Source organism: Gemmatimonas sp. (genome assembly GCF_044376735.1).
GTDB lineage: Bacteria > Gemmatimonadota > Gemmatimonadetes > Gemmatimonadales > Gemmatimonadaceae > Gemmatimonas.
Window position 1 is genome coordinate 19,313 of the sequence record NZ_JBILKJ010000015.1, and the last position, 22,123, is coordinate 41,435.

Annotated in this window: 18 protein-coding genes; 11 read left to right on the forward strand and 7 right to left on the reverse strand. The window is 67.6% G+C overall.

The genetic code is table 11. From position 1 onward, the window contains the following. Positions 1-5: 5 nt before the first annotated feature. Positions 6-1,586 carry a carboxylesterase/lipase family protein gene (locus tag ACIRA7_RS04090; protein WP_396219541.1) on the reverse strand — a complete coding sequence of 527 codons (1,581 nt, stop codon included), beginning with the start codon at positions 1,584-1,586 and terminating at the stop codon, positions 6-8. Positions 1,587-1,800: 214 nt separating this feature from the next. Here ACIRA7_RS04090 and ACIRA7_RS04095 point away from each other — a divergent pair, with 214 nt between their 5' ends. The 3 genes from ACIRA7_RS04095 (at position 1,801) to ACIRA7_RS04105 (ending at position 4,765) form a co-directional block, all read left to right on the forward strand. Then, entirely contained in the window at positions 1,801-3,174 is a 1,374-nt protein-coding gene (locus ACIRA7_RS04095) for a cytochrome P450 (RefSeq protein ID WP_396219542.1), read from the forward strand. A 67-nt stretch (positions 3,175-3,241) separates the two neighbouring features. Further along, the gene (locus ACIRA7_RS04100; protein WP_396219543.1) at positions 3,242-4,429 is read left to right on the forward strand and encodes a serine hydrolase domain-containing protein; all 1,188 of its coding nucleotides are present in this window, start codon (positions 3,242-3,244) and stop codon (positions 4,427-4,429) included. A gap of 105 nt (positions 4,430-4,534) precedes the next feature. Continuing rightward, positions 4,535-4,765 carry a hypothetical protein gene (locus ACIRA7_RS04105; RefSeq protein WP_396219544.1) on the forward strand — a complete coding sequence of 77 codons (231 nt, stop codon included), beginning with the start codon at positions 4,535-4,537 and terminating at the stop codon, positions 4,763-4,765. A 68-nt stretch (positions 4,766-4,833) separates the two neighbouring features. Here the strand turns inward: ACIRA7_RS04105 and ACIRA7_RS04110 are convergent, their stop codons facing one another. After that, the gene (locus ACIRA7_RS04110; protein WP_396219545.1) at positions 4,834-6,354 is read right to left on the reverse strand and encodes an amidohydrolase family protein; all 1,521 of its coding nucleotides are present in this window, start codon (positions 6,352-6,354) and stop codon (positions 4,834-4,836) included. 290 nt (positions 6,355-6,644) lie between these two features. Between ACIRA7_RS04110 and ACIRA7_RS04115 the strand changes: the two genes are divergently transcribed. Next, the gene (locus ACIRA7_RS04115; RefSeq protein ID WP_396219546.1) at positions 6,645-7,103 is read left to right on the forward strand and encodes a hypothetical protein; all 459 of its coding nucleotides are present in this window, start codon (positions 6,645-6,647) and stop codon (positions 7,101-7,103) included. 25 nt (positions 7,104-7,128) lie between these two features. Here ACIRA7_RS04115 and ACIRA7_RS04120 read toward each other — a convergent pair whose 3' ends face one another. Further along, positions 7,129-8,514, reverse strand: coding sequence for an FAD-binding oxidoreductase (locus tag ACIRA7_RS04120; RefSeq protein WP_396219548.1), 1,386 nt, complete (start codon positions 8,512-8,514; stop codon positions 7,129-7,131). Between the two features lie 107 nt (positions 8,515-8,621). Here ACIRA7_RS04120 and ACIRA7_RS04125 point away from each other — a divergent pair, with 107 nt between their 5' ends. After that, positions 8,622-9,866, forward strand: coding sequence for an ACS family MFS transporter (locus ACIRA7_RS04125; RefSeq protein WP_396219549.1), 1,245 nt, complete (start codon positions 8,622-8,624; stop codon positions 9,864-9,866). Between the two features lie 28 nt (positions 9,867-9,894). Beyond that, entirely contained in the window at positions 9,895-11,532 is a 1,638-nt protein-coding gene (locus ACIRA7_RS04130; protein WP_396219550.1) for a long-chain-fatty-acid--CoA ligase, read from the forward strand. Positions 11,533-11,615: 83 nt separating this feature from the next. On the opposite strand, the gene ACIRA7_RS04135 is transcribed toward ACIRA7_RS04130, so the two are convergent. Next, positions 11,616-12,221, reverse strand: a complete 606-nt coding sequence (locus ACIRA7_RS04135) for a TetR/AcrR family transcriptional regulator (protein ID WP_396219551.1) — start codon at positions 12,219-12,221, stop codon at positions 11,616-11,618. 103 nt (positions 12,222-12,324) lie between these two features. On the opposite strand from ACIRA7_RS04135, the gene ACIRA7_RS04140 reads away from it, so the two are divergent. From ACIRA7_RS04140 to ACIRA7_RS04160, 5 genes are all read left to right on the forward strand, one after another. Then, positions 12,325-13,686 (forward strand): hypothetical protein, encoded by a 1,362-nt coding sequence (locus ACIRA7_RS04140; RefSeq protein ID WP_396219552.1) that lies wholly within the window; start codon positions 12,325-12,327, stop codon positions 13,684-13,686. A gap of 211 nt (positions 13,687-13,897) precedes the next feature. Then, the gene (locus ACIRA7_RS04145) at positions 13,898-14,629 is read left to right on the forward strand and encodes a beta/gamma crystallin-related protein (protein ID WP_396219553.1); all 732 of its coding nucleotides are present in this window, start codon (positions 13,898-13,900) and stop codon (positions 14,627-14,629) included. Between the two features lie 107 nt (positions 14,630-14,736). Continuing rightward, a complete protein-coding gene (locus tag ACIRA7_RS04150; protein WP_396219554.1) occupies positions 14,737-16,434 on the forward strand; it encodes an amidohydrolase in 1,698 nt (565 codons plus the stop codon). A 38-nt stretch (positions 16,435-16,472) separates the two neighbouring features. Further along, positions 16,473-16,964, forward strand: a complete 492-nt coding sequence (locus ACIRA7_RS04155) for a (2Fe-2S)-binding protein (RefSeq protein ID WP_396219555.1) — start codon at positions 16,473-16,475, stop codon at positions 16,962-16,964. Continuing rightward, entirely contained in the window at positions 16,961-19,105 is a 2,145-nt protein-coding gene (locus tag ACIRA7_RS04160; protein WP_396219556.1) for a molybdopterin cofactor-binding domain-containing protein, read from the forward strand. The genes ACIRA7_RS04155 and ACIRA7_RS04160 overlap by 4 nt, the downstream gene beginning before the upstream one ends. Positions 19,106-19,193: 88 nt before the next feature. On the opposite strand, the gene ACIRA7_RS04165 is transcribed toward ACIRA7_RS04160, so the two are convergent. The 3 genes from ACIRA7_RS04165 to ACIRA7_RS04175 form a co-directional block, all read right to left on the reverse strand. Then, entirely contained in the window at positions 19,194-19,733 is a 540-nt protein-coding gene (locus ACIRA7_RS04165) for a DUF4256 domain-containing protein (protein WP_396219557.1), read from the reverse strand. Then, positions 19,730-20,749, reverse strand: a complete 1,020-nt coding sequence (locus ACIRA7_RS04170; protein ID WP_396219558.1) for an MBL fold metallo-hydrolase — start codon at positions 20,747-20,749, stop codon at positions 19,730-19,732. The genes ACIRA7_RS04165 and ACIRA7_RS04170 overlap by 4 nt, the downstream gene beginning before the upstream one ends. 75 nt (positions 20,750-20,824) lie before the next feature. Beyond that, a complete protein-coding gene (locus ACIRA7_RS04175; RefSeq protein ID WP_396219559.1) occupies positions 20,825-21,826 on the reverse strand; it encodes a c-type cytochrome in 1,002 nt (333 codons plus the stop codon). Positions 21,827-22,123 lie beyond the last annotated feature (297 nt).

Below are 22,123 nucleotides of genomic sequence, written 5' to 3' on the forward strand. Positions count from 1 at the left end.
GCCGTTCAGTGACCGACGATGCTATCCAGAATTCGGATCACGCGGATCAGGATGTTGAGCTGCCGGTCGCGAAAGCGTGTGCGCAGCACGGCGTCGTCGGAGAATTCCATGGTTCGGCTCCGGCGGGCCGTTGAGCGCCGCCAGTCAGGCTCGCCGGTCGGTGCCGGGCGGCCGGTCCGGGCGAAGGCCAGCCAGTAGGCGGTCATCCGCTCGGCCACGCGGTCATCCGCCGGGGTACGGATGTCCCGATACGCGGGCGTCCTGTCCAGCGTGCCGAGCACAAAGGCGATCTCGCCGCCATGGGGCGCGCCCGGTTCGGTTCCCTGCTGCTGCTCGGGCAGGTAATTGAAGTAGTAGCGCCAGGCCGGAGCGCGGCGCGAATGTTGGTCGGCGATTCGCTTGACGAAGGCGCCGAACACGGCGTCACGGACCGCATGACGCGCCAGGTCGGCGTCGTCGGTCGCCTCGGGAAACAGCAGACGCACGGCGATCTTCGCCACACCCAGTTTCTGCACCAGACTGGCTGGGTCGATGCCGAACAGTTCGGCAACCGACGCCTCATTGCTGTTGTTGCCGATCACGAGCGGGAGGGCGGCCGACTGGCCCTGTTCGAACCGGTCGAGGATCCGCGCGGGCAGGACCGCGTCGCCATAAACAAGGCTTGGTGCAAGGGACGCGCCTCGGCCGGTGATGGTGGCGAACGCCTCGGCCGCGATACCGCGCAGGGCGGCCGCAGACGCGTGCTCGCCATCGAGTTCGAGGGCTTTCGCGACTTCGATCCCGGCGGCTCGGGCTTTGGCGGGACTATGGCTGGGAATGCCGTAGGGACTTTGGGCGATGCCCTTGTGAAACAGCCCTTGGGCGAGTGGGGAGGCGAAGAGCGCCAGCACACTCTCGGCACCGGCGGATTCCCCGAGGATGGTGACGTTGCCCGTATCACCACCGAATGCGCCGATGTTGTCCCGGACCCACTGGAGCGCCGCGATCTGGTCCAGCAGGCCGAAATTGACCGGACCGTCGGGTGACTCCTGATCGAGGGCCGGATGGGCGAAGAAGCCGAGCGCGCCCAGCCGGTAATTCAGCGTGACGACCACCACACCGTGTCGGGCCAAGGTGGAGCCGTCGTAGGCGGGCAGGCTACCTGCCCCCGAGACGAAGCCGCCACCGTGGATCCAGACCATGACCGGCAGGCTGGAACCGGGATTCCGTGTCGGGGTCCAGACGTTGAGGGTGAGGCAATCCTCGGACTGGACCCCGAGCGGCCCGAAGGCGGCGTCCTGTACCGCCGAGACGGGTTGAATGCAGGCCGGGCCAAAGGCCGTCGCGGACCGTCTATTCCAGGCGTCCGGCGGTCGGGGGGCGCGCCATCGCAGCGCTCCGACCGGAGGGGCAGCATAGGGAATGCCCCGAAACACGGACAGGGGCCCGGCCTCGACCCCGACCACGTCACCTTGCTGGGTGCGAACTACGGGATCAGCGAGGGCGGTGGTTGCCGAGAGGGCCGAGCCGGCCAGCGCGATTGCGCCGAGCACCATCAGGCGTACCCGACCGCCCCGGCTTTTCAGGCGACTGGTTTCGTTGAGCATATCCACCGTGGTGTGGGTGTGCGGTATCGCGCAATACTACGCCTCACGCTGTGTCGAATCTCACCGTTGATCGGGCGTACGGCCAGCCAGCGCCGACGTGCTGGGTGACGTGGGCGATGATCGGCGGCGGCGTGTCCGGGTGCGTGATTCGATTGCAGGCGGTCGCCCATCGCGTGCCTTGCCAGAACGCGCCCCCCCGCGCGTTGTTTCGGGCATGACAGACGCGCCCGTCGCCCCGCCGCGCTATCCTCCCGGTCCGCGAAATCGCTACCCGGGCGAGCTCCTGCTGCGGTTCCGCGGCTCGTTCCTCGGCTTCATGGCGGCGGCGGTGGCTGAGTACGGCCCCGTCGTGGGCTTCAACCTCGCTGGAGCGCGCTGGGCGATCGTCAACGACCCGGAGCTCATTCGCGATATCCTCGTCACGCATCAGCGCTCATTCGCGAAGGGCCGAGCGCTCGAGCGGGCGCAGCGCGTGGTCGGCACCGGCTTGCTGACGAGTGAGGGCGAGTTTCACCTCAGGCAGCGTCGGCTCGCGCAGCCGGCCTTTCATCGCGATCGCATCGCCGCGTACGCCGAACAGATGGTGGTGCTGGCGACGCGTACGGCCCACGGCTGGCGTGATGGCGCCACCGTCGACATGCACGACGAGATGATGCACCTCACGCTGGCCGTCGTAAGCAAGACGCTCTTCGATGCCAACGTGGATGCGGACTCCGACGAGATCGGCGCGGCGGTCACGACGGTGCTCGCATCGTTTGCGCTGATCATGCTGCCGTTCCCGGGGCTGATCGAACGATTGCCGCTGCCCTTCGCCCGTCGCTTTCGCAAGGCGCGCGCGCGGCTGGACGAGACGATCTTCGGCATCATCGCTGCTCGTCGGGCCAGCGGCGAAGATCGGGGCGATCTGCTGTCGATGTTGTTGCACGCCACGGATGCCGAAGGCGACGGTACGGGCATGAGCGACAGGCAATTGCGCGACGAAGTGCTGACGATCTTTCTCGCCGGGCACGAGACGACGGCCAACGTGCTCACCTTCGCGTGGTACCTGCTCGCCGAGCATCCGGAAGTGGCGGCGCGGTTGCAGGCGGAAGTGGATGCGTTGGGCCGTGCACCCTCGGTTGCCGACCTGCCGCGCTTGGGCTACACGCGGCAGGTGGTGGCGGAAACGATGCGTCTCTATCCGCCCGCGTATGCCATCGGTCGGCGTGCGCTCGAGGATTATCGCTGTGGCGACTTCGTGCTGCGCAAAGGGACGATCGTGCTGGTGCTGCCGTGGCTGCAGCAGCGTGATGCACGGTGGTGGCCGGACCCCACGCGCTTCGATCCGGATCGCTGGGCCGGTGAACAGCATACGGAGCGGCCCAAGTTCTCGTACTTCCCGTTTGGCGCGGGCACGCGCATTTGCATTGGCGAACAGTTCGCCTGGACCGAAGCGATCCTGATGCTCGCCACGCTGGCGCAGCGTTGGACGGCCTCACTCGTGCCCGGGCACCCCGTGGCGCTGCAACCGCTGATCACCCTGCGGCCGGCCCACGGGATGCGCATGGTGTTGCACCAGCGTGCGGCGTCTTCGTCCGTGTCACTGTGATCACGTCATTGGCTGCCGCCGACCAGCCATTCCCTCTTCTGTATCTCTGGTGGAGTAGGACACGACCATGACACCTCGCCCCTCGTTCTCCGCTGTCGCCGTTGCCTGCGCGCTGCTCGTGGCCTCGTCGCTCGGCGCGCAGCCAAAACCGTTCACGTGGCCCATCGCGAAGCCGTCGCAGGTTGGTCTCAACCCCGCCGTGCTCGACAGCCTTGACGCCGAGATCACGGCAGGGAAGTACGGCAATATCGATCGCATGCTCGTGATTCGTCGCGGTCGGATCGTGATGAACAAGTGGTATCCGCACGATTACGACACGATCTACGGCGACTCGTCGCGCGCCAGTTCGTCGCTGAACAATTCGCACGACCCCACGGGCCCCTTCAACTACTTCAACCCGTGGTGGCACCCGACGTATCGGCGGGGCACGCTGCACACGCTGCAGTCCGTCTCCAAGACGGTGGCCTCGGCGGTCATCGGGGTGGCGGTCACCCGTGGTGAGTTCCCCACACTCGACACCCCGATTCTCACGTTCTTCGACACCACCGCGGTGGCGAACCTCGACGATCGTAAGCGGCGCATCACGATTCGCCACTTGCTTACGATGAGCGGTGGATTCGATTGGAACGAAAGCATTCCGTACAGCGATCCGCGCAACACCGCTGGCGCACTCGAGGCCAGCCCGGACTGGGTCAAGTTCACGATTGACCGACCGATGATGCGCGAGCCGGGAACGCAGTTCAACTACAGCAGCGGCGAAAGCGCCTTGCTTGCGCACATCTTCTTCCGCGCCACCGGCGTCGACATCGAGGAGTACGCGGCGCGCCATCTCTTTGCGCCACTCGGCATCACCAACTGGCACTGGAAGCGCACCACCTCGGGCGCCATCGACACCGAGGGTGGGTTGTATCTCGACGCGACCGACTTGGCGCGGATCTGGCAGCTGTGGCTGCAGGGCGGCCGGTGGCAGGGAACGCCCGTCGTGTCGGAAGCCTGGGTGCGCGAATCGGTGACCCCGCAGATCGCGACCAGCACTCGCGCGGGCGCGCCGAAGTACGGCTTCAAGTGGTGGCTGTACAACAATCCGGTGCAGAAGGACGCGTTCATCTGGGCCGGGTCCGGATTCGGCGGGCAGTTTCCGATGGCGTTTCCCGATCAGGAGATGGTGGTGGTCTTCAATGCATGGAACATCGCCGGCGGGCCCACGCTGCCACTCCGTGCGGTTCAGGAACGGCTGATTCGCGCAGCGAAGTAGGCCATGGCGATCAATCCCCTTGAGCACGGTGTCGCTGTCGCGTACGATCGGATCGGCGCGGAACGCGATGATGATGCCCACTCGCTATCCAACTGAGAGGAGATGATGAGAACCTACCTCCGCTCGTGGTGGATCCGCGCCGGTATCGTGTGCCTGGTGCTGGGCACGGGCCCTCTGGCGAGCATCATGCTTGCCGCTCGCTTGGGGCTAACCGACGATCCCAATCCCAATCCCGTGCTGCACGGAATGCTCGCCGGCCTCACCTTCTGGCCAAGCGTGGGGCTCATTGCCATCGGCATCTGGCGCGTGCGTACGGCACCTGGTGAGATGCGATAGACACGAACGTCACGGCCGTGCGCGACGGTGCGCGCACGGCCGACAAGACAACCGGTGGGGCTGCCGCTTTACTGGCGCACTTTCGCCTTGGCCGCGTCGACGATGGCCTTCACTTCGCGAAGCAACTGCGGGCCGTTGTACGGAATCCCGTCCTTGATGATCCACTCCGTTCCCAGCGTCTTGACTTCCTTGCCCTGGCGGATCGCCGAGGTCCCGCCGGCGTAGAGCACCTTGATGTCTTCGAGGGGATTGCCGTCCACCACAATCAAGTCGGCCAGCCAGCCGACGCGCACGCGGCCAAGCCGAGCCTCTTCGCCGAGAATGCGCGCGTTGTTGCCGGTGCAGTGCTCGATGACCTTGAGCGGATGGAAGCCCGCTTCGGCATGCAGCTCCATCTCCCGGATCAAGCCGTAGCCGTAGAGCTGATAAATGAAACCGGCGTCGTCGCCGCAGCCGACGGTGCCGCCCTTGCGTTCGAAATCACGCAGCGTCGCCATCCAGATGCGGTAGTTCTCCTTCCAGTAGACTTCGTCCGTGCTGCTCCAGCCAATGAAGTACGACCCGTGATTGGCCGGGTCGGGCTTGAAGTAGTCGGCCAACGCCGGATGCAGATACTCCTGAAACCAGGGCTGGGTCTGGGCCCGTTGCAGATCACGGCTCGCCTCGTAGATGTCGAGCGTCGGCACCCAGGCCACGTTCGCTTTCACCATGGCAGTCAGCAGCGAGTCGAGACGCTTGGGCTCCGCTTCGCGCCAGAGACGGCCAGCCCACCGAAAGCGATCCGTTTCGTCGGAGTAGTTGTAGTCGCTCGGAAAGTTCTGGCGCAGGTTGGGGATGGCCGCGTCGGGAATGCCGTACCAGTGCTCGATCGAGGTCGTGCCGAACTTCACGTCATCCCAGGCGTTGGTCTGCTCCACGCCAACGTGATGCGCGACACGAAGACCAACCTTCTTCGCCTCGTCGAGCATCGCTTCCATGATGTCGCGCTCGATGCCGCCGATCTTGATGCCGTCCACGCCCAGCTTCTTCATGGCCTGCACCCGCGCGCGGGCTTCGGCCGGCGTGCGGATACTCGCCGAGAAATCGAAGAAGGGGTAGATGAACATGCGTGGCGCGACGATGTCGGCACGCTGTGACTTCGTGCGGAGCGCCACGCTCAGCGACTCGCTTTCGGCGCCGACTTCCCGCACCGTCGTGATGCCGTTGGCGAGCCAGATCTTGTGATTGTACTCGAAGCCGCCCATCGACTGTCCGCTGCGATTCGACTGCATGTGCGCATGCGCGTTGATCAGCCCGGGCAGCACGTACTTGCCGGTGGCGTCAATCTCGGCGTCGGCCGGCGCCCGCTTGCTGAATCCGCGGCGGATGGCGACGGGATCGAGAGCGATGATATCGGTGATGACGTTCCCTTCGACGATGATGTCGAACGGGCCGCGGGTGGGCGTGCCGTTGCCATCGATGACGAGGGCATTGCGGATGGCGAGGCGCTTGGCGCGCTGTCCATGCGTGACGCCGGTGGTCGGACTAGGCTGGGCAGCCAGTGGAACGGCGGTGACGCAGAGCAGCCAGAGCAAACCGAGACGAGACATTGGGCCCTGAACACGGAAGAAGGTGAGGAGGCCCGACGGCGTCGCGCCCGCCCGATATTGCGTCGCGGAACGTCCGGTGCGCAACCATGGGCGGTACGCCGTCGGCGGTCGCACGATCGGCATTACCTTTGACGCACGTGCTCCGTACCCGTACGTGAGAAGCGAGCATGGTCAGGGTCTCCTGACGCGTCCGCGGTCGCTCAGGCCGCACCGTGCGATACTCTGATCACCTGTGTATGTCGTATCCCACGCTGGTTGAACATGGGGATTGCCTGGAGATTCGGTCCCGGATGCTCGTCGGGATGCGTGTCCTGCTCGCCGCCCTGAGCCTCTTTCCATTGGCCGCTCCTTACGAGCTGCTCATCAAGATTGAGTGGAAGTCTTTCCTGAATCCCTACTTCTTCGTGGCCGCTGGCATTTCTGCGGGGGCGATGGCGCTCAGCGTATTCCTCGTCTTCGCGGCGGTCGCCGGCATGAGCTCGAAGATCGTCTTCGATCGGCGTACGGCGACGCTCAGCTACTCTACGGAGGCACCGGTCGTGAGGCGCACCAGTCAGGTGCTGCCGTTGTCCGACGTCGTGCGTACGGAGATCGGCGTTCGCGACGAGGACGAAGGTGCACCGACATACCGTGTTCGAATCACCGTGAAAGACGGCACCGTCTTCGAGAGTGGCCCATCGTGGTCGCGCGACGAGGTCGACCGGATCCGGCGCCGTGTTGACCAATTCCTGGCCACCGTCGATGCCTAGAGGAACCGGTCCGCGACGCGCCTGACTACGGAGGCAGCACCTTCCCCGGGTTCATGATGCCCAGTGGGTCGAGCGCCCGCTTGATGGCCCGCATCACCTCGAGCGCCTCGCCGTGCTCGGCGGCGAGGAAGCGCAGTTTCCCCGTGCCGACGCCGTGCTCCCCCGTGCAGGTGCCGTCCATGGCCAGCGCGCGCCGCACCAGCCGGTCGTGCAGCCGCTCCGCCTCGGCCACCTCGCGCGGATCGTCGCGCCGCACGAGCAGGCCGAGGTGGAAGTTGCCGTCGCCGACGTGCCCGATGAGCGGCGCCACGAGGAAGCTGTCGCGCAGGTCGCGCTTGGTCTCGAGGATGCACTCGGCCAGACGGGAGATCGGGACGCAGACATCGGTCGCCCACATGCCGCACCCGGGGCGCAGCACCTTGTTGGCATAGGCCGCGTCATGGCGCGCCGCCCAGAGCTGCCGACGCTCCTCGTGGCCGGCGGCCCAGGCGAACGCGCCCCCACCAAGCTCCGAGGCAATCTGCTGCACCAGCGCGGCGTCCTCGCGCACCGACGACTCGGACCCGTGGAACTCGAGGAAGAGCGTGTCCTGCACCGGGTGCGACAGCCCCGCGTACCGGTTCACGGCATCCATTTGGACATCGTCGAGCAGCTCGACGCGTGCGATGGGGACGCCGAGCTGGATCGTCCGGATGACGGTATTGACGGCCCCGGCGAGCGAGTCGAACGAACACACCGCCGCCGCGATGGATTCCGGCACGCCGAACAGGCGCACCGTGACCTCGGTGATGATCCCGAGCGTCCCCTCGCTACCCACGAACAGCCGAGTGAGGTCATAACCGGCGGAGGACTTCCGGGCGCGACGGGCGGTGCGCACGATGCGGCCATCGGCGAGCACCACCGTGAGACTGAGGACGTTCTCGCGCATCGTGCCGTAGCGCACCGCGTTCGTGCCGGACGCGCGCGTCGCGGCCATGCCGCCGAGTGAGCAGTCGGCACCGGGATCGATCGGGAAGAAGAGGCCGAGGTCCCGCAGCTGCGCGTTCAACGCGCGGTGCGTGACGCCGGCCTGCACCGTGGCGTCGAGGTCCTCCGCGCTCACCCGCAGCACTTGATCGAGTCGCTGGAGATTGACGATCACCCCGCCGTGCTCCGGAATGGCGCCGCCTTCGAGCGCCGTGCCGGTGCCGTACGCGACCACGGGAATGCGGTGCGCGGCACACACGCGCACCACCGCCGCGACCTCGTCGGTGGACACCGGGAAGGCGACGGCGTCCGGTCGGTGGGGCGCGTGCCACGACTCGTCATGGCTGTGGAGATCGCGCACGGAGTCGCTGGTGGACAGCCGATCGCCAAGCTGGCGGCGCAGGTCGGCGATCGCGGCGTCGAGCCGCGCGGGAACGACGCTCATGAGGGAGAAGTCCGGGACTGGTGGCTGGTTTTCATGACCGCTGTTATGATAACGCGCCGCAGCAACGAGTCGGAACCCTCCCGCCTCCCACCCGCCATCAGGCCGACATGACTCCCCCCTCTGCATCCTCGGCCGGCCGCTGGCCGGCGTACCAAACGGTGGTGCTTCTCTGCTTCGCCGCGGTCTTCATTTCGTACCTCGACCGCAGCAACCTGTCGGTGGCGGCCATCCCCATGCAGCAGGAGCTGGGGTGGACCGAATCCGTGAAGGGGCTGGTGCTGTCGTCGTTCTTCGTGGGGTACCTGCTGCTGCAGGTGGGCGCCGGCTGGCTGACCAACCGCTACGGCGGGCGTCGCGTGCTGGGGGCGGCGGTGATCTGGTGGTCGCTGTTCACCCTGCTCACCCCCGTCGCGGCGCAGCTGTCGCTCCCCGCGCTCATCGCGGCGCGCATTGCGCTGGGCATCGGCGAGGCCGCGGTGTTCCCGGGCTCGTTCAACATGCTGGGGCGGTGGGTGCACCCTGACCATCGCACCCGGGCCGTCGCGCTAGTGAGCAGCGGGGTGGCCATGGGCACGGTGTTCGCGCTGCCGGTTACCGGGTGGATCATCCGCGACCATGGCTGGCCCATGGCGTTCTACGCATTCGGTGCGCTGGGGTTCGTGTGGGGGGCGGGGTGGTACGGGCTGGTGCGCGAGGGGCGCGACGTGGCGCTCCCGGATGCCGCCGACGAGACCCCGCGCAGCGTCCCGTGGGGGCGCATCCTGCGCGCCCCTGCCGTGTGGGCCATCATCATCAATCACTTCTGCCACAACTGGTCGCTGTACGTGCTGCTGGCGTGGCTGCCGTCGTACTTCAAGACCACGTTCAACGTGTCGCTGGCCAACGCCGGGCTGCTGTCGGCGGCCCCGTGGCTGGCGTCGTTTCTCATGGCCAACATGGCCGGTGCCTGGGCCGACCGCCGGCTGAAGGCCGGGGTGTCCGCCACTCTCGTGCGCAAGCAACTACAGTGCACCGGGCTGTTGGGCGGGGCCGCTTGCCTGTCGCTGATGCCGCTGGTCCCCTCCGCCGGGCTGGCCGCCGTGCTCATGTGCGCGGCGGCGGCCGCGTTGGCCTGCTGCATGGCGGGGTTTGGCGCCAACGGCCTCGACATAGCCCCGCGCTACGCCGACGTTATCTGGGGGATCAGCAATACCGCGGGGACGATCCCCGGCATTGTTGGCGTGTATGTCACCGGATGGCTGGTGGAGCGCACCGGCGCCTACACCGCCCCGTTTCTTGTCACGGCGGCCATCTCAGTGGTGGGCGCCGTGGTCTACCTGTTCATGGGGTCAGGGGAGCGGCAGATCGACTGACCGTCCCCACCTCACCCGTCCCGCCCCCATGGAAACGCCACTCTCCCCCCTGGAGTTCGCTCGGCGCGCACGCGCCATTCACGCGCACCGCGAGGCGGTGGTCGACGGCGACCGCCGCTTCACGTACGCGCAGTTCTTCGACCGCGTCGATCGCTGGTCGCAGGCGCTGCAGCGTCTGGGGGTGGGACCCGGCGACCGGGTGGCGTACATCGCCCCCAACACGCATGCGCACCTGGAGGGGTACTACGCCGTGCCCCAGATTGGCGCGGTCATCGTGCCCCTCAACTACCGCCTGCTCCCCTCCGACTGGGCGTACATGATCACCCACAGCGGCAGCCGAGTGGTGTGCGTGCACGAGGACTACCTGGCGCAGGTGGCAGCCATCCGCCACGAACTCCCGCATGTCGAGCACGTGGTGGCGCTGGAAGGGACCGAGACGGGGTGCCTGGACTACGAGGCGCTGCTGGCGGCGGCAGGCACTGAGGTCGCGCGCCCCGCCATCGCCGAGGGCGACCTCATCGCCATCAACTACACCAGCGGGACCACCTCGCGCCCCAAGGGGGTTATGGTCACGCACCGCAACGTGTGGGTGAACGCCGTCGGCACGCTGGTCCATCACCCTATGACGAGCGCCGACCGGTACCTGTGGACGCTCCCGATGTTCCACGCTAATGGATGGACCTTCACGTGGATCGTAACCGCCGTGGGGGGAACGCACGTGTGCCTGCGCAAGGTGGACGCGGCCGGAGTGTTTGGCACCGGGGCGCGCGAGCGCATTACCGTGCTGTGTGCGGCCCCCACGGTGCTCATCACCGTGGCCAACGCCCCCGCTGAGCTGCGCGCGGAGGCCCCGCGCGGCGTGCGGGTGCTCACCGCCGGCGCGCCCCCCGCCGCTGCCACCATCGAGCGGGTGGAGGAGGAGCTGGGGTGGACCATCACGCACGTGTACGGACTCACCGAGACCTCCCCGCTGATCACGGTTTGCGAGCCGCGTCCCGAAGACCACGGGCTCGGGCCCGCCGAGCGCGCACGGCGCAAGGCACGGCAGGGGGTGGAGCTGGTCACGTCCGGCGAGGTGCAGGTGGTGGATGACACCGGCGCGCCCGTGCCGCATGACGGCGCCACCGTGGGAGAGATCGTGGTGCGCGGCAACGTGGTGATGGCGGGCTATTACAACGACCCCGAGGCCACCGCCCGCGCCTTTGCCGGCGGGTGGTTCCACTCCGGCGACGCCGCCGTCGTGCACCCCGACGGCTACATCGAGATCCGTGACCGCCTCAAGGACGTCATCATCAGTGGCGGCGAGAACATCTCCTCCATCGAGGTGGAGGGGGCGCTGCTGCGCCACCCCGCGGTGCTTGAGGTGGCCGTGGTCGGGATGCCGCACGACCACTGGGGCGAGGTCCCGCACGCCTTCGTGGTGCTGCGCCCCGACGTTGCCACCACCGACGAGTCGCTCCGCGCATTCGCCCGCGAGCAGCTGGCAGGGTTCAAGGTCCCGAAGGGGTTCACCCTGATCGCCGAGCTCCCCAAGACGGCCACCGGCAAGATCCAGAAGTACATCCTGCGCGGCGGGCGCGGTGTCATCGGGGGGGGGTACCACGACGGAGGAGCTGGGCTCGCGAGTGGCGGTGGTGGCGGAGCTGGCACACAACCGGGACGTTGACATCCACCGGTGTTTCCGCCGGACGCTGGCTCAGACGCGGGCGGAGGACTTGGTGCCCGCGCATGGTGATCACGGGGCGGGTCTCACGGGGTCGGAGTGACCCTTGGGGGCGTCGCCGGCGCCACGAGCCGTTCCACCTGCGTGCGGGCGAAGGCCCGCTGCCAGGCGGCGGGGCGGGGGCGTTGCATCATGGCCAGGTGCACCGCCATCCCCTCCACGAAGAGAGCGACGGCCATGCCCGTGGCTTCGGCGTCGGCGACGCCCAGCGGTGCCACCAACTCGGCAAAGAAGGCGAACCAGGCGCGCATGCGGCGGTCGTGTGCGCGCCGCATGGCGGCCGAGCCCACGGCGCTGCCGTGGAACGCCACCAGCAGCCGCCAGCTGGTGCGTCGCTCGGCGTCGACGGGGAGCAGCTCGGTGACCACGGCGTGGAGGCGCTCGATGCCGTCAGTGCCGGCGGCGGCGTCGCGCGCGCGGGTCAGGTGCCGGTTGAAGGCCTGGGCCTTGGTGAAGGCGACCAGGGCGTCTTTGGAGGGGAAGTAGTGGGTGAGGACGCCGGTGGTGACGCCGAGGGCGGCGGCGATGTCGCGCAGGGTGACCTGCTCGAGCCCGCGGGTGGCGATGGCGTCGGCGGCGGCGCGGGCGATGACCTCACGCCGTTCCGTGTGGTTGCCGCGGGGGCGGCTCACCGGGGGGTCGGTTTGCGGGTTTCCATAACAGCAGTTACGATAACACGAAGATCGGCCGGGTGCGAGCGCGCCGCGGCGCTCGCCTTCCCCCACCCGCACACCCATGTCCGCCGCCCCCTTCCGCACGCACCGCACCTGGACCACGCAGCCGGCCGCCGCCCTGCTGGTACGCACCGTTCTGGACGACGCGCTGGCGCGGGTCCCCGAGGCGTCGGCGCTGGCCGGGCGGCTGATGGACGACCTGGGTGTCCGGATGCTGGACCTGCTGGACCATGTCCGCGTGGGCGACGCGGCGCTGGTGGCGTCGTTTCGCGAGGCGGGGTGGGAAGACGACCCGGCGCAGCCGGGCGTGTTGCGCAACCCCACGGGGATGTTCCCCGCCGTGCTGTCCGGCGGCGTGGGGCTCACGGTGGGGTTCAAGGTGGAATACGCGCACGAGTTCGTGGCGGCGCAGGGGCTGGGCGCACCGGTGGAGGGGGCGATGCACGCCCCCTTCCGGCGGGTGCGCGTGGCGACGGGAGCGCGGGTTGCCTTCGACGCGATCGAACGGCGCGGCGCTTTGGGCTTCGAGCCCGACGACCCGTCGCCGGTGCAGCTGCGCGAGGCGCGACTGCAGCTGCAGGCGTTCCGCGCGCGTCGGCGGGCCTTCGACGACATCGGCGCAGGGTACGATCACACCGACGTGCTGGTGTCGCGGGCGGTGGAGGCGCTGGGGCAGGATTGGGCGTGCTGGCTGTGGCTGCGCGCCGAGCGGGAATACTGGGAGTCGCGCAACCGCGCGGGGCGCATTCAGAAGGCGCGGCAGGACGCGCACGGCATCGGATGGGCCAACCAGGACCACCACACCTATGACAGCTCGCGGGAGTGGTTCCACCGCAACGTGGCGGTGCTGGAGGCGCTGGGGTTCGAGTGTCGTGAGCTGTTCTACGCGGGCCACGCGGCCGGGTGGGGGTCGCAGATCCTCGAGCAGTCGGCGATCGGGTCGGTGATCTTCGCCGACATCGACCTGGCCCCCGAGGAGCTGGACATCGACTTCGCGCACCTCCGGCTGGAGCCGCTGCCGTACCTGCGGCGCGCGGGGCTGTGGTGCGCGCTGCACGGCGAGTCGGTGCTGGAGTCGGGGATCAACCACCTGGAGTGCATGTACGACCACGTGCGGATGCCGGCGGGACTGGAGGCCGCGGGCGTGTCGTTCATGCCGCCCTTCTCCGACTTCCCGCACCTGTACCAGGCGTTAACGCAGGGGGAGTGGTGGCCGGTGGACCCCGCGCGGGTGGATGCGCTGGCAAGCGCGGGGCACATCACGCCGGAGCAGGCCGAGGATTTCCGTTTGCACGGGGCGATCGGGTCGCACCTCGAGAACCTGGAGCGGAACGACGGCTTCAAGGGGTTCAATCAGCCCGGCATCGATGGGGTGCTGCGGATCATCGACCCGCGCAAGAACCTGGTGGGGGCGGTGGAGTAACGGGGCGACCCGTCGCTCCATCGCGTGTTTCGAATGTGGTTGATCGTGGTGGCGCGAACGGACCGCGCCGTCGCCATACGCCTGTTACCTGCCTGACCTCGTGCAACGGCGGGCGAGCCTGCATCTTCTCGTCTGACATCCGGCGCCTCCGCACCGGACCGGATGGGCGAACCGACGCGCTGTCCTGCCCCCAAGATCAGGAGCCCCTTTCGTGCAATTTTCCGTCATGCACTCGTTGGTCACCGCAGTCTCCGTCGCTGGCGCGCTTACCCTCGGCGCCGCGGCGCTGAAGGCGCAAGAGATCCAGCTCTGCGACGACAAGTTGTACCGTCGCCCCTGTTACACCGTCCGCCGCGATATCGCCGATCTGCGACGGTCTGGCATCGACAATAAAACGTCCAGCCTGCGGGTTTCCGGGGGGGCGTGGATGGTGTGCAATCGCCCCAACTTCCGCGGAGCTTGCCGCACCTTTACGCAGTCCATCGGCGATCTGCGGAACACCGAGTTTCAGGACAACATTTCCTCGGTGCGACGCGTCGGGAACGGTGGCGGCGGCTACAACGACGGCAACGGTGGCGGTGGCTACAACGGTGGCAACGGTGGCGGTGGCTACAACGGCGGTAACGGTGGCGGCGGCTACAACGGCGGCAACGGTGGCGGTGGCTACAACGGCGGTAGCGGCTGCAGCACGAGCGGCCGCGAGTCACTGGTCCTGTTCGAAGATCGCGTCTACCGCGGTTCGTGTCTTTCCGTGACCGGCTCGGTCGGGGATTTGTCCAACTTCCGGAATCGCGCGTCGTCGGTACGGGTCGTGCGCGGGCGGTGGAAGCTGTGCACGGGCCTCAACTTTCGCGGTGCCTGCCAGATCGTCTCGAGCGATCGCCCGCTTCTGGGGAGCGATTACGACAATCGCATTATGTCGGCGCAGCAACTGAGTCCCTGAGCCGCTCGCACGACGTGATCTGCCAGCACGGGCTCTCCTTGTATACCATCTCTTCTGCGCGCGCTTCCCGAACTCACCCTCGCATGAACGTGACACCGATTTCATGGGTGGCTACCGCCACCGTCCTGACGCTGCTGACCGCCTGTCGTGCCGCCGACCCCACCACGACCGCCGACGCCATTTATCATGGCGGCACCATCATCACGGTGAACGATTCCGCACCGTCCGCGGAAGCGCTGGCGGTGAAGAATGGCCTCATCGTGGCGGTCGGGGCCAAGGCTGACATTCTCAAGCTGCAGGGCGACTCCACCACCGTCGTCGACCTCGCGGGCAAAACACTCATCCCGGGCTTTGTGGATGCGCACAGTCATTTCTCGGTGATTGGCCTGCAGGCCATCGCCGCGAATCTGCTGCCCGCACCCGACGGCCCCGTGAACGACATTCCGGCGCTGCAGCAAACGTTGCGCGAATTCATCGCCACGTCGCCGATGGTGAAGGCGCATCGCGTGGTGATCGGCATGAACTACGATGATTCGCAGTTAGCCGAGCGCCGCCACCCCACCCGCCAGGAACTCGATGCGGTGTCGACCGAGATGCCGCTGTTCATCATCCATCAATCGGGGCATCTGGGCGTCTACAACAGCAAGGCGCTGGAGCTGATGGGCATCAACGCGAAAACGCCCAATCCGCCGGGCGGCGTGATCGAGCGCGAGGCCGACGGCAAGACGCCGAACGGGGTGTTGCAGGAGAATGCACACTTCGGACCGATGTACAAATTGGCGCCGAAGTTCAGCCCTGAGGAGGTCAAGGCGCAGTTCCAGGCAGGGGAGGCGAGCTATATCGCGAACGGCTTTACCACCGTGCAGGAAGGCAAAACCGATCTCGCTACCCTCAAGGCGTTACCGGAGTTTGCGGCGTCGGGCGCATTCAAGGTCGATATCGTGGCGTATGCGGACATCATGACGATGGGGGATGATCCCATCCTGCATGGTCCGCTGATGTCCCGCCGCTACACCAACCATGTGCGCCTCGGGGGCGTCAAGCTCACCTTTGACGGGTCGCCTCAAGGCAAGACGGCGTGGTTTACCCAGCCCTACTTGAAGGCCCCTCCCGGCGAGAAGGCGTCGTATGCCGGGTATCCGGCGTTCACCGATGCCGAGGCGTTGAAGTGGTACACGTTGGCCTATCAGAACAACTGGCAGATGTTGACGCATGCCAACGGCGATGCGGCCATCGATCAGTTGATCACCACCGTGCGAGCGGCGCAAGCCGCCGTGCCCGGTACCGATCGCCGCACCGTCCTCATTCACGGGCAGTTCCTGCGCAACGATCAGGTGTCCGCGCTCCAGGAGTTGGGGATCTTTCCGGCGCTGTACCCGATGCACACGTTCTATTGGGGCGACTACCATCGCGAATCGGTCGCGGGTCCAGCGCGCGCCGAGAACATCTCGCCGATGGGTTGGCTGCTCGCGAAGAACATGATGTTCACGATCCAGTCCGATGCCCCGGTCACGTTTCCGAACTCCATGCGCATCTTCGACAGCGCCGTGAATCGCACCACGCGCAGCGGCTATGTGCTCGGTCCCGAGCATCGGCTCACGCCGTTGCAGGCGCTCAAGGCCATGACGCTGTGGTCGGCCTATCAGCACTTCGAGGAGGACAGCAAGGGTTCGCTCCAAGTGGGTAAGCGCGCCGACCTCGTGATCCTGGATCGGAATCCGCTCACGGTGGAGCCTTCCACGATCAAAGACATCACCGTGCTGGAAACGATCAAAGACGGCACCTCGATTTATCGCCGCAAGTAGATCAACACGATTTCCCACATGATGTCGCGGAGCGTTCGATGGGCAAGTACACACTCAACGTGAACGGTGCGTCCAAAACCGTGACCGTCGAAGCCGACACCCCCTTGCTGTGGGTGCTGCGCGATTCGCTGGCGCTGACCGGCACCAAGTTCGGCTGCGGCATCGCACAGTGCGGTGCCTGCACGGTGCATGTGAACGGCGTTCCCACGCGATCCTGTCGCACGGCCGTCTCGACCGTCGGCACGGCCGCCGTCACCACGATTGAGGGCATCGACACGCCGCAGGCGCGCGCGCTGCAAGAGGCGTGGTGCGAGCTCGATGTTCCGCAGTGTGGATACTGTCAGGGCGGACAGATCCTGGCGGCGGCCGCGTTACTCAAGTCCACGCCGCGTCCCACCGACGCCGACATCGATGCGGCAATGTCGAGAAATCTGTGCCGCTGCGCATCGTACACGCGGATTCGTGCCGGCATCAAGCGCGCCGCCGAGTTGGTCGCGACGGGCACTCCAGCCAACGGGACACGCGAATGACACTCGATCGACGTCAGTTCATCAAGATCAGTGCGCTGACTGGCGGTGGGTTGCTGGTCGCCAGCGCGTTGGACGCGGCCGAGTCGTTCGTGGTCGCCGATGCGGCGCCAGCGACCGGGCTCGCGCCGTCAGGCGTCGCACCCATCGCCGACTTTGCCCCGAACGTGTTTGTGAGCATCGCACCGAGCGGCGCCGTCACCCTCATCGCGCCCAACTCGGAGATGGGACAAGGCATCAAGACGTCGCTGCCCATGATCATCGCCGAAGAGCTCGACGTGGCGTGGGAGCAGGTGACCGTCGTGCAGGGTGACCTCAATCCGGCGTACGGCCGGCAGTTCAGCGTTGGCAGCGGCTCGACGGTGGCGAACTACACCGCGATGCGCCGCGCCGGTGCGGCCGCGCGGGCGGTGCTCGTCGAAGCGGCGGCACAATCGTGGAACGTGAGTGCAAGTGAATGCACCACCGCCGATGGCGTCGTGATGCACGCGGCGTCGAACCGCAAGGCCACGTACGGCGCCCTCGCGACGGCGGCCGCGCAGCTGCCGGCCCCCGTCAACGTGCCACTCAAGGATCCGAGCACATTCAAACTGCTCGGCACCCGCATCGCGGGCGTGGACAATCGCCAGCTCGTGAAGGGGGCGCCGCTCTTCGGCATTGATGTCACGCTGCCGGGGATGCTGTACGCGACGTACACCAAGTGTCCGGTGTTCGGTGGCGAGGTGGTGAGTGCGAACCTGGATGACGTGAAGGCGAAGCCCGGCGTGCGCGATGCGTTCGTGCTCAGTGGTATCGCGGGCCTGCCATCGGGAGTGGCCGTGGTGGCCGATTCCACATGGAACGCGTTCAGCGCCACCAAGGCGTTGAAGGTACAGTGGAACGAAGGGCCGCAGGTGGCGCAGCGCAGCACCGAGATGGCCGAGCAGGCCGTTGCGCTGGCGAAGGCCAATGCGCCGGCGGCGCTGCCGGCGGGGGTACGTGCGGTCGACGCGGTGTATCACTATCCATTTCTCGCGCATGCCACGCTCGAGCCGCAGAACTGCACCGCGTGGTTCAAGGACGGCGTGATGGAGATGTGGACGCCCACGCAGATTCCGTCATCGGGACAGGGGCTGGTGATGAAGGGCCTCGGCCTGTCAGCGAAGGATGTGAAAGTGCACATCACGCGCTTGGGTGGCGGATTCGGCCGACGCGGCAGCAACGAGTTTTCGATCGAAGCGGCGGCCATTGCCCAGAAGCTGGCGGGGACCCCCATCAAGCTCACGTGGACGCGCGAGCAGGACTTTGCGCACGACAACTATCGCTCGAACGGGTGGCACTTCTTCTCGGCCGGACTCGATAGCCAAGGCAAAGTGGTCGCGCTGCACGACGCGTTTGTGAAGATGCAGGGCGGACCGGGCGACATGGCCGCCGAGGGTTTCCCGTTCAATGCGATTCCCGGGTCGCAGGTGCGTTCCAGCAAACTGCGCGGGGGCATTCCCACCGGGTATTGGCGGGCGCCCGGTGACAACGGGAATGTGTGGGCCACGCAATGCTTCATGGACGAACTCGCCCACGCCGCAGGAAAGGACCCGCTCGCGTTTACGCTCGACATGCTGGCCACGGTGCCGGCATCGCCGCGGTTCAACGCGAACAAGATGATGGCGGTGTTGAAGCTGGCCACCGAGACCGCGAAGTGGGGACAGCCGCGTCCGCGCGGCGAGGGACAGGGATTCGCCGTGTGTTTCGCGAACAACGCCTATGTGGCGATCGTCGCTGATGTGGCCGTGAGCAAGGCGGGTGCACTCACGATCAAGAAGCTCACGGCCGCCGTTGATGCGGGCACCATCGTGAACCTGAGCGGCGCCGAGGCACAGGTGCAGGGCTCGATGCTCGATGGCATCAGCGCGGCGTGGTTTCAGAAAGTCACGATCGAGCGTGGCGCGGCGGCGCAGACGAACTTCAACAAGTATCCGATGCTGCGCATGAATCATGCGCCGCCGGTCATCGATGTGCGGTTCGTCGCGTCGTCGGCGCCGCCAACGGGGCTGGGTGAACCGGCACTGCCGCCTGCTGCGCCCGCCGTGTGCAATGCGATCTTCGCGGCGACGGGTCGGCGTATTCGCACGTTGCCGATTACCGATGACACGTTGGCGTGGACGTAGGGTGGTGTTGCGCTGCCGACGCTGTCCAGCCTAGCACGCCAACCGACCGCCGAGCGCAGGCGGGGATCCCCGTCGGCGTCATCTCCCGCTACACCGTGAGACTCGCCCGGAATCCGCGCACGGCGTAGTACGACTGCACCCCGTTGTGGTACGTGAAGACACGGTCGTAGCGTCGGTCGCCGAAGATCGCCCCGCCGAGCGCGCGGATCTCGGGCGGGGTGTGCAGCCAGCTCGACGTCTTGCGGTCGAATGCACCGAGCGTCTGCAGCTGCGCGTACTGCGCTTCCGTGAGGAGCGTGACGCCCATCGCGGTCGCCATGCCCACCGCGCTGCCGGCGGGCTTCGCTTCCTTGCGCGCATGGAGCGCTTCGTCGTCGTAGCAGAGGCTGCGTCGCCCGCTCGGACTTTCGGCCGCGCAGTCCGCGAAGGTGACCGCCCCCGACGTGGGGTCGTGGGCGATGACGTCCGGTTCGCCGCCGGTGTCGTCCATGGCCTGCAGGACGGCGAGTGCGCCCGGACTGGCTTCGAGGCGCGCGAGCACCTGCGCCCAGGTGACGTCGGGGTGGCGCGCGGGGTGCTGCGCGAAGCGCGTGCGCAGGGTGTCGAGGATGGCCGCCGCCGGGGTCACTGCGCGAGCGACAACGGGGTGAGCCCCTGGCCCAGCGTAAACGACGAGCCGACGGCGCTCACGATCGCTGTGCGCCGCGTCAGCCCGGCGAGGTCGCGCAGGCGATACGTCGCCTCGATGCCGGTGCAGTGGCCCGCCAGCAGATACACGAGCCCCACCGCCTTGAGCTGGGTCGCCGTCCACTGCAGCTGGGCGTCGGTGGCGGCGAACAGGTGGAAGCCGCCGATAGCCGCGTGAATGGGCGCCGCCCGCACCACCTGCCGCGCATACGTCACGGTATTGATGATCCCCGAATGACCGCACCCCGACACCAGCACCAAGCCGTCGGCCGTGTTGATCACCAGCGAGGCATCTTCCGGGACGTTGTCCTCGACCGTGCCAGTCGGCGTCGTCACGGACCCGCGCATGCTCCAGTTGCGCTCGGTGAAGGGGCGAGGAACCGGGCCCGTGAACCAGACGCCGGGCATCAGCTCCACCGGTCCATCGTGCTCGATGAAGGTGCCCCCGGTTGCCTCGTAGGCGGCCCGCTTGTCGAGGAGTCCGTTGCCCTCCTTGCCGTTGTCGGGGCGCGCCCAGAAGATCCCGCGGGCCACGTGCACCCGCGATAGCGCGTCGCGCCGCGTCCCCATCACCGCACGACGCAGCGTGAGCAGCCCGCCCGTGTGATCACCGTGGTTATGGCTCAGGATCACGTCGGTGACCGTGGCCAGATCGACGCCCAGCTCTTTCGCGTTGTGCAGCACCACGTCGGGGCGGGCCCCGGTGTCGAACAGGTAGCGCGTGCCGTCCACCTCGATGAGCGCCGCGTACCCCCACTCACCGATCCCCTTGTCGGGGTTGCCGGCCAGCATCGTGGAGAGGACGGTGACCTTGAGTGTCGAGACGGTTGCCCGTGCCGGCGCTCCCGCCGCGGGGCGTACCGGGGCCGATGGCGCGCGCGAGGCGGCCGCGAGTGGCACGGTGCTGGCGAGCAGCGCGAGCGCGCACCACGGAAGGAGGGCGTGAGGACGGCGCATGGGGCGTGGGTGAGTGGTCTGGTGTGATCGCGATCGTGGAGGCACTCGGGGGATCAGCAGTTGTCGAGCGCGTGGTCAGTGCTTCGCGCCGCGCTGCGGCGGCAGGCTGCCGAGATACGCGCTCACGGCCGCCATGTCGTCAACCGTGAGCGCGTTCACGATGGGCCGCATGACGACACTGGCCGAGTCGGCGCGGGCGCCGGTGCGAAAGCTCACCAGCTGCCGCAGCATGCCCGCCGGACTGCGTCCCGCCAGCGGGGGGGTACCGGCCATGCCCAGCAGGTCGGGGCCGTGGCACGTGCTGCACGCGGTGGCGATCCCGGCTGGCCCCTGGGTGGCCACGCGGCGGCCGCGCGCGAGTGTACCGGGCGGCACGTAGGTGGTGTACCGCACGGTCGGGTCGCGCATGGCGTGCCGGGAGAGTTCATCAGGCACTTCGATGAGGCGGCCGGCAATGGGCTCGGTGCCCTCGCCCTCCTTCACGGCGAGCATCGTTTCCACGCGCGTGACCGGCACCCGCGTGGTTTCCACGATGCGATTGCGGCGGGTGAGCGCGAGCCGCTCGAAGTACGCGGCGGCTTCGCGCACGTCGTCGTCTGTCACGCCGGCGGCCACGGCGTGCATCGAGTTCGTGGGCCAATCCTTGGAGGCGCTCTTGCGCGAGCTGTCGCGGAAGGCGCGCATCTGCGCGATGGTGTAGGCGGCCGGCAGACCGGCGAGCGTCGCGTTCTCCGGCCGCCCGGCGCCGTTCGGCAAGTGGCAGTAGCCGCAGGCGCGGCCGGTGGGGCGCGTGCCGTACAGCACGCTCTTCGGGGCCGGCGGATGCGCGTCGGGGAACCAGTCGGGGATATCGAACGCGTTGCCGATCTGCTGCATGGTGTACGCGCGCGGTGAGCCGGCCACGTGGTGCCACACGGTGCTGTCGGGGCGCGGTGCCGCGCCGACGGGTATCGGCGCGCTCGGCACGGCCCACGCCGGGGGCGCGAACGGCTTGAGCGGGACCACGCGCGCGGGGCTCGCGGCCGGGCGCTGCGCGAGGGCGACCGAGGGAATCAGCAGCAGGGCCAGCGCTCTCAAAGGAGCGGTCCGGTCGATCGGTGAAAACCAGCGGCGCTGCACCTGCACCATACCCGAGTGCCCCTGCGTGAAGAGGTACGCCTGCGTGCGGAGGTCGGTCGCGACCGACGTCGCGACGGCCTGACCATGCGATCGGCGTGGGGAGTATAGGGTGCGGTTCTCCGTCTAGCGAGCACCCGGTGCCGTCCTGCTTTGACAGCGCGCGACCTCCGCACCAAACTCCGCGGGTGCTCATGCGTTCACGCGTTCACGCGTTCACGCGGCTCGACGCGGTACACTCCCCTCAACCCTCCCTCC

Excerpts from the sequence above, each read along its gene's own strand:
- ACIRA7_RS04095 (WP_396219542.1), top strand. The coding sequence starts at position 1,801 with ATGACAGACGCGCCCGTCGCCCCGCCGCGCTATCCTCCCGGTCCGCGA.
- ACIRA7_RS04105 (WP_396219544.1), top strand. The coding sequence starts at position 4,535 with ATGAGAACCTACCTCCGCTCGTGGTGGATCCGCGCCGGTATCGTGTGC.
- ACIRA7_RS04130 (WP_396219550.1), top strand. The coding sequence starts at position 9,895 with ATGGAAACGCCACTCTCCCCCCTGGAGTTCGCTCGGCGCGCACGCGCC.
- ACIRA7_RS04160 (WP_396219556.1), top strand. The coding sequence starts at position 16,961 with ATGACACTCGATCGACGTCAGTTCATCAAGATCAGTGCGCTGACTGGC.
- ACIRA7_RS04170 (WP_396219558.1), bottom strand. The coding sequence starts at position 20,749 with ATGCGCCGTCCTCACGCCCTCCTTCCGTGGTGCGCGCTCGCGCTGCTC.
- ACIRA7_RS04110 (WP_396219545.1), bottom strand. The coding sequence starts at position 6,354 with ATGTCTCGTCTCGGTTTGCTCTGGCTGCTCTGCGTCACCGCCGTTCCA.
- ACIRA7_RS04140 (WP_396219552.1), top strand. The coding sequence starts at position 12,325 with ATGTCCGCCGCCCCCTTCCGCACGCACCGCACCTGGACCACGCAGCCG.
- ACIRA7_RS04120 (WP_396219548.1), bottom strand. The coding sequence starts at position 8,514 with ATGAGCGTCGTTCCCGCGCGGCTCGACGCCGCGATCGCCGACCTGCGC.
- ACIRA7_RS04155 (WP_396219555.1), top strand. The coding sequence starts at position 16,473 with ATGGGCAAGTACACACTCAACGTGAACGGTGCGTCCAAAACCGTGACC.
- ACIRA7_RS04125 (WP_396219549.1), top strand. The coding sequence starts at position 8,622 with ATGACTCCCCCCTCTGCATCCTCGGCCGGCCGCTGGCCGGCGTACCAA.
- ACIRA7_RS04100 (WP_396219543.1), top strand. The coding sequence starts at position 3,242 with ATGACACCTCGCCCCTCGTTCTCCGCTGTCGCCGTTGCCTGCGCGCTG.
- ACIRA7_RS04115 (WP_396219546.1), top strand. The coding sequence starts at position 6,645 with ATGCTCGTCGGGATGCGTGTCCTGCTCGCCGCCCTGAGCCTCTTTCCA.
- ACIRA7_RS04090 (WP_396219541.1), bottom strand. The coding sequence starts at position 1,586 with ATGCTCAACGAAACCAGTCGCCTGAAAAGCCGGGGCGGTCGGGTACGC.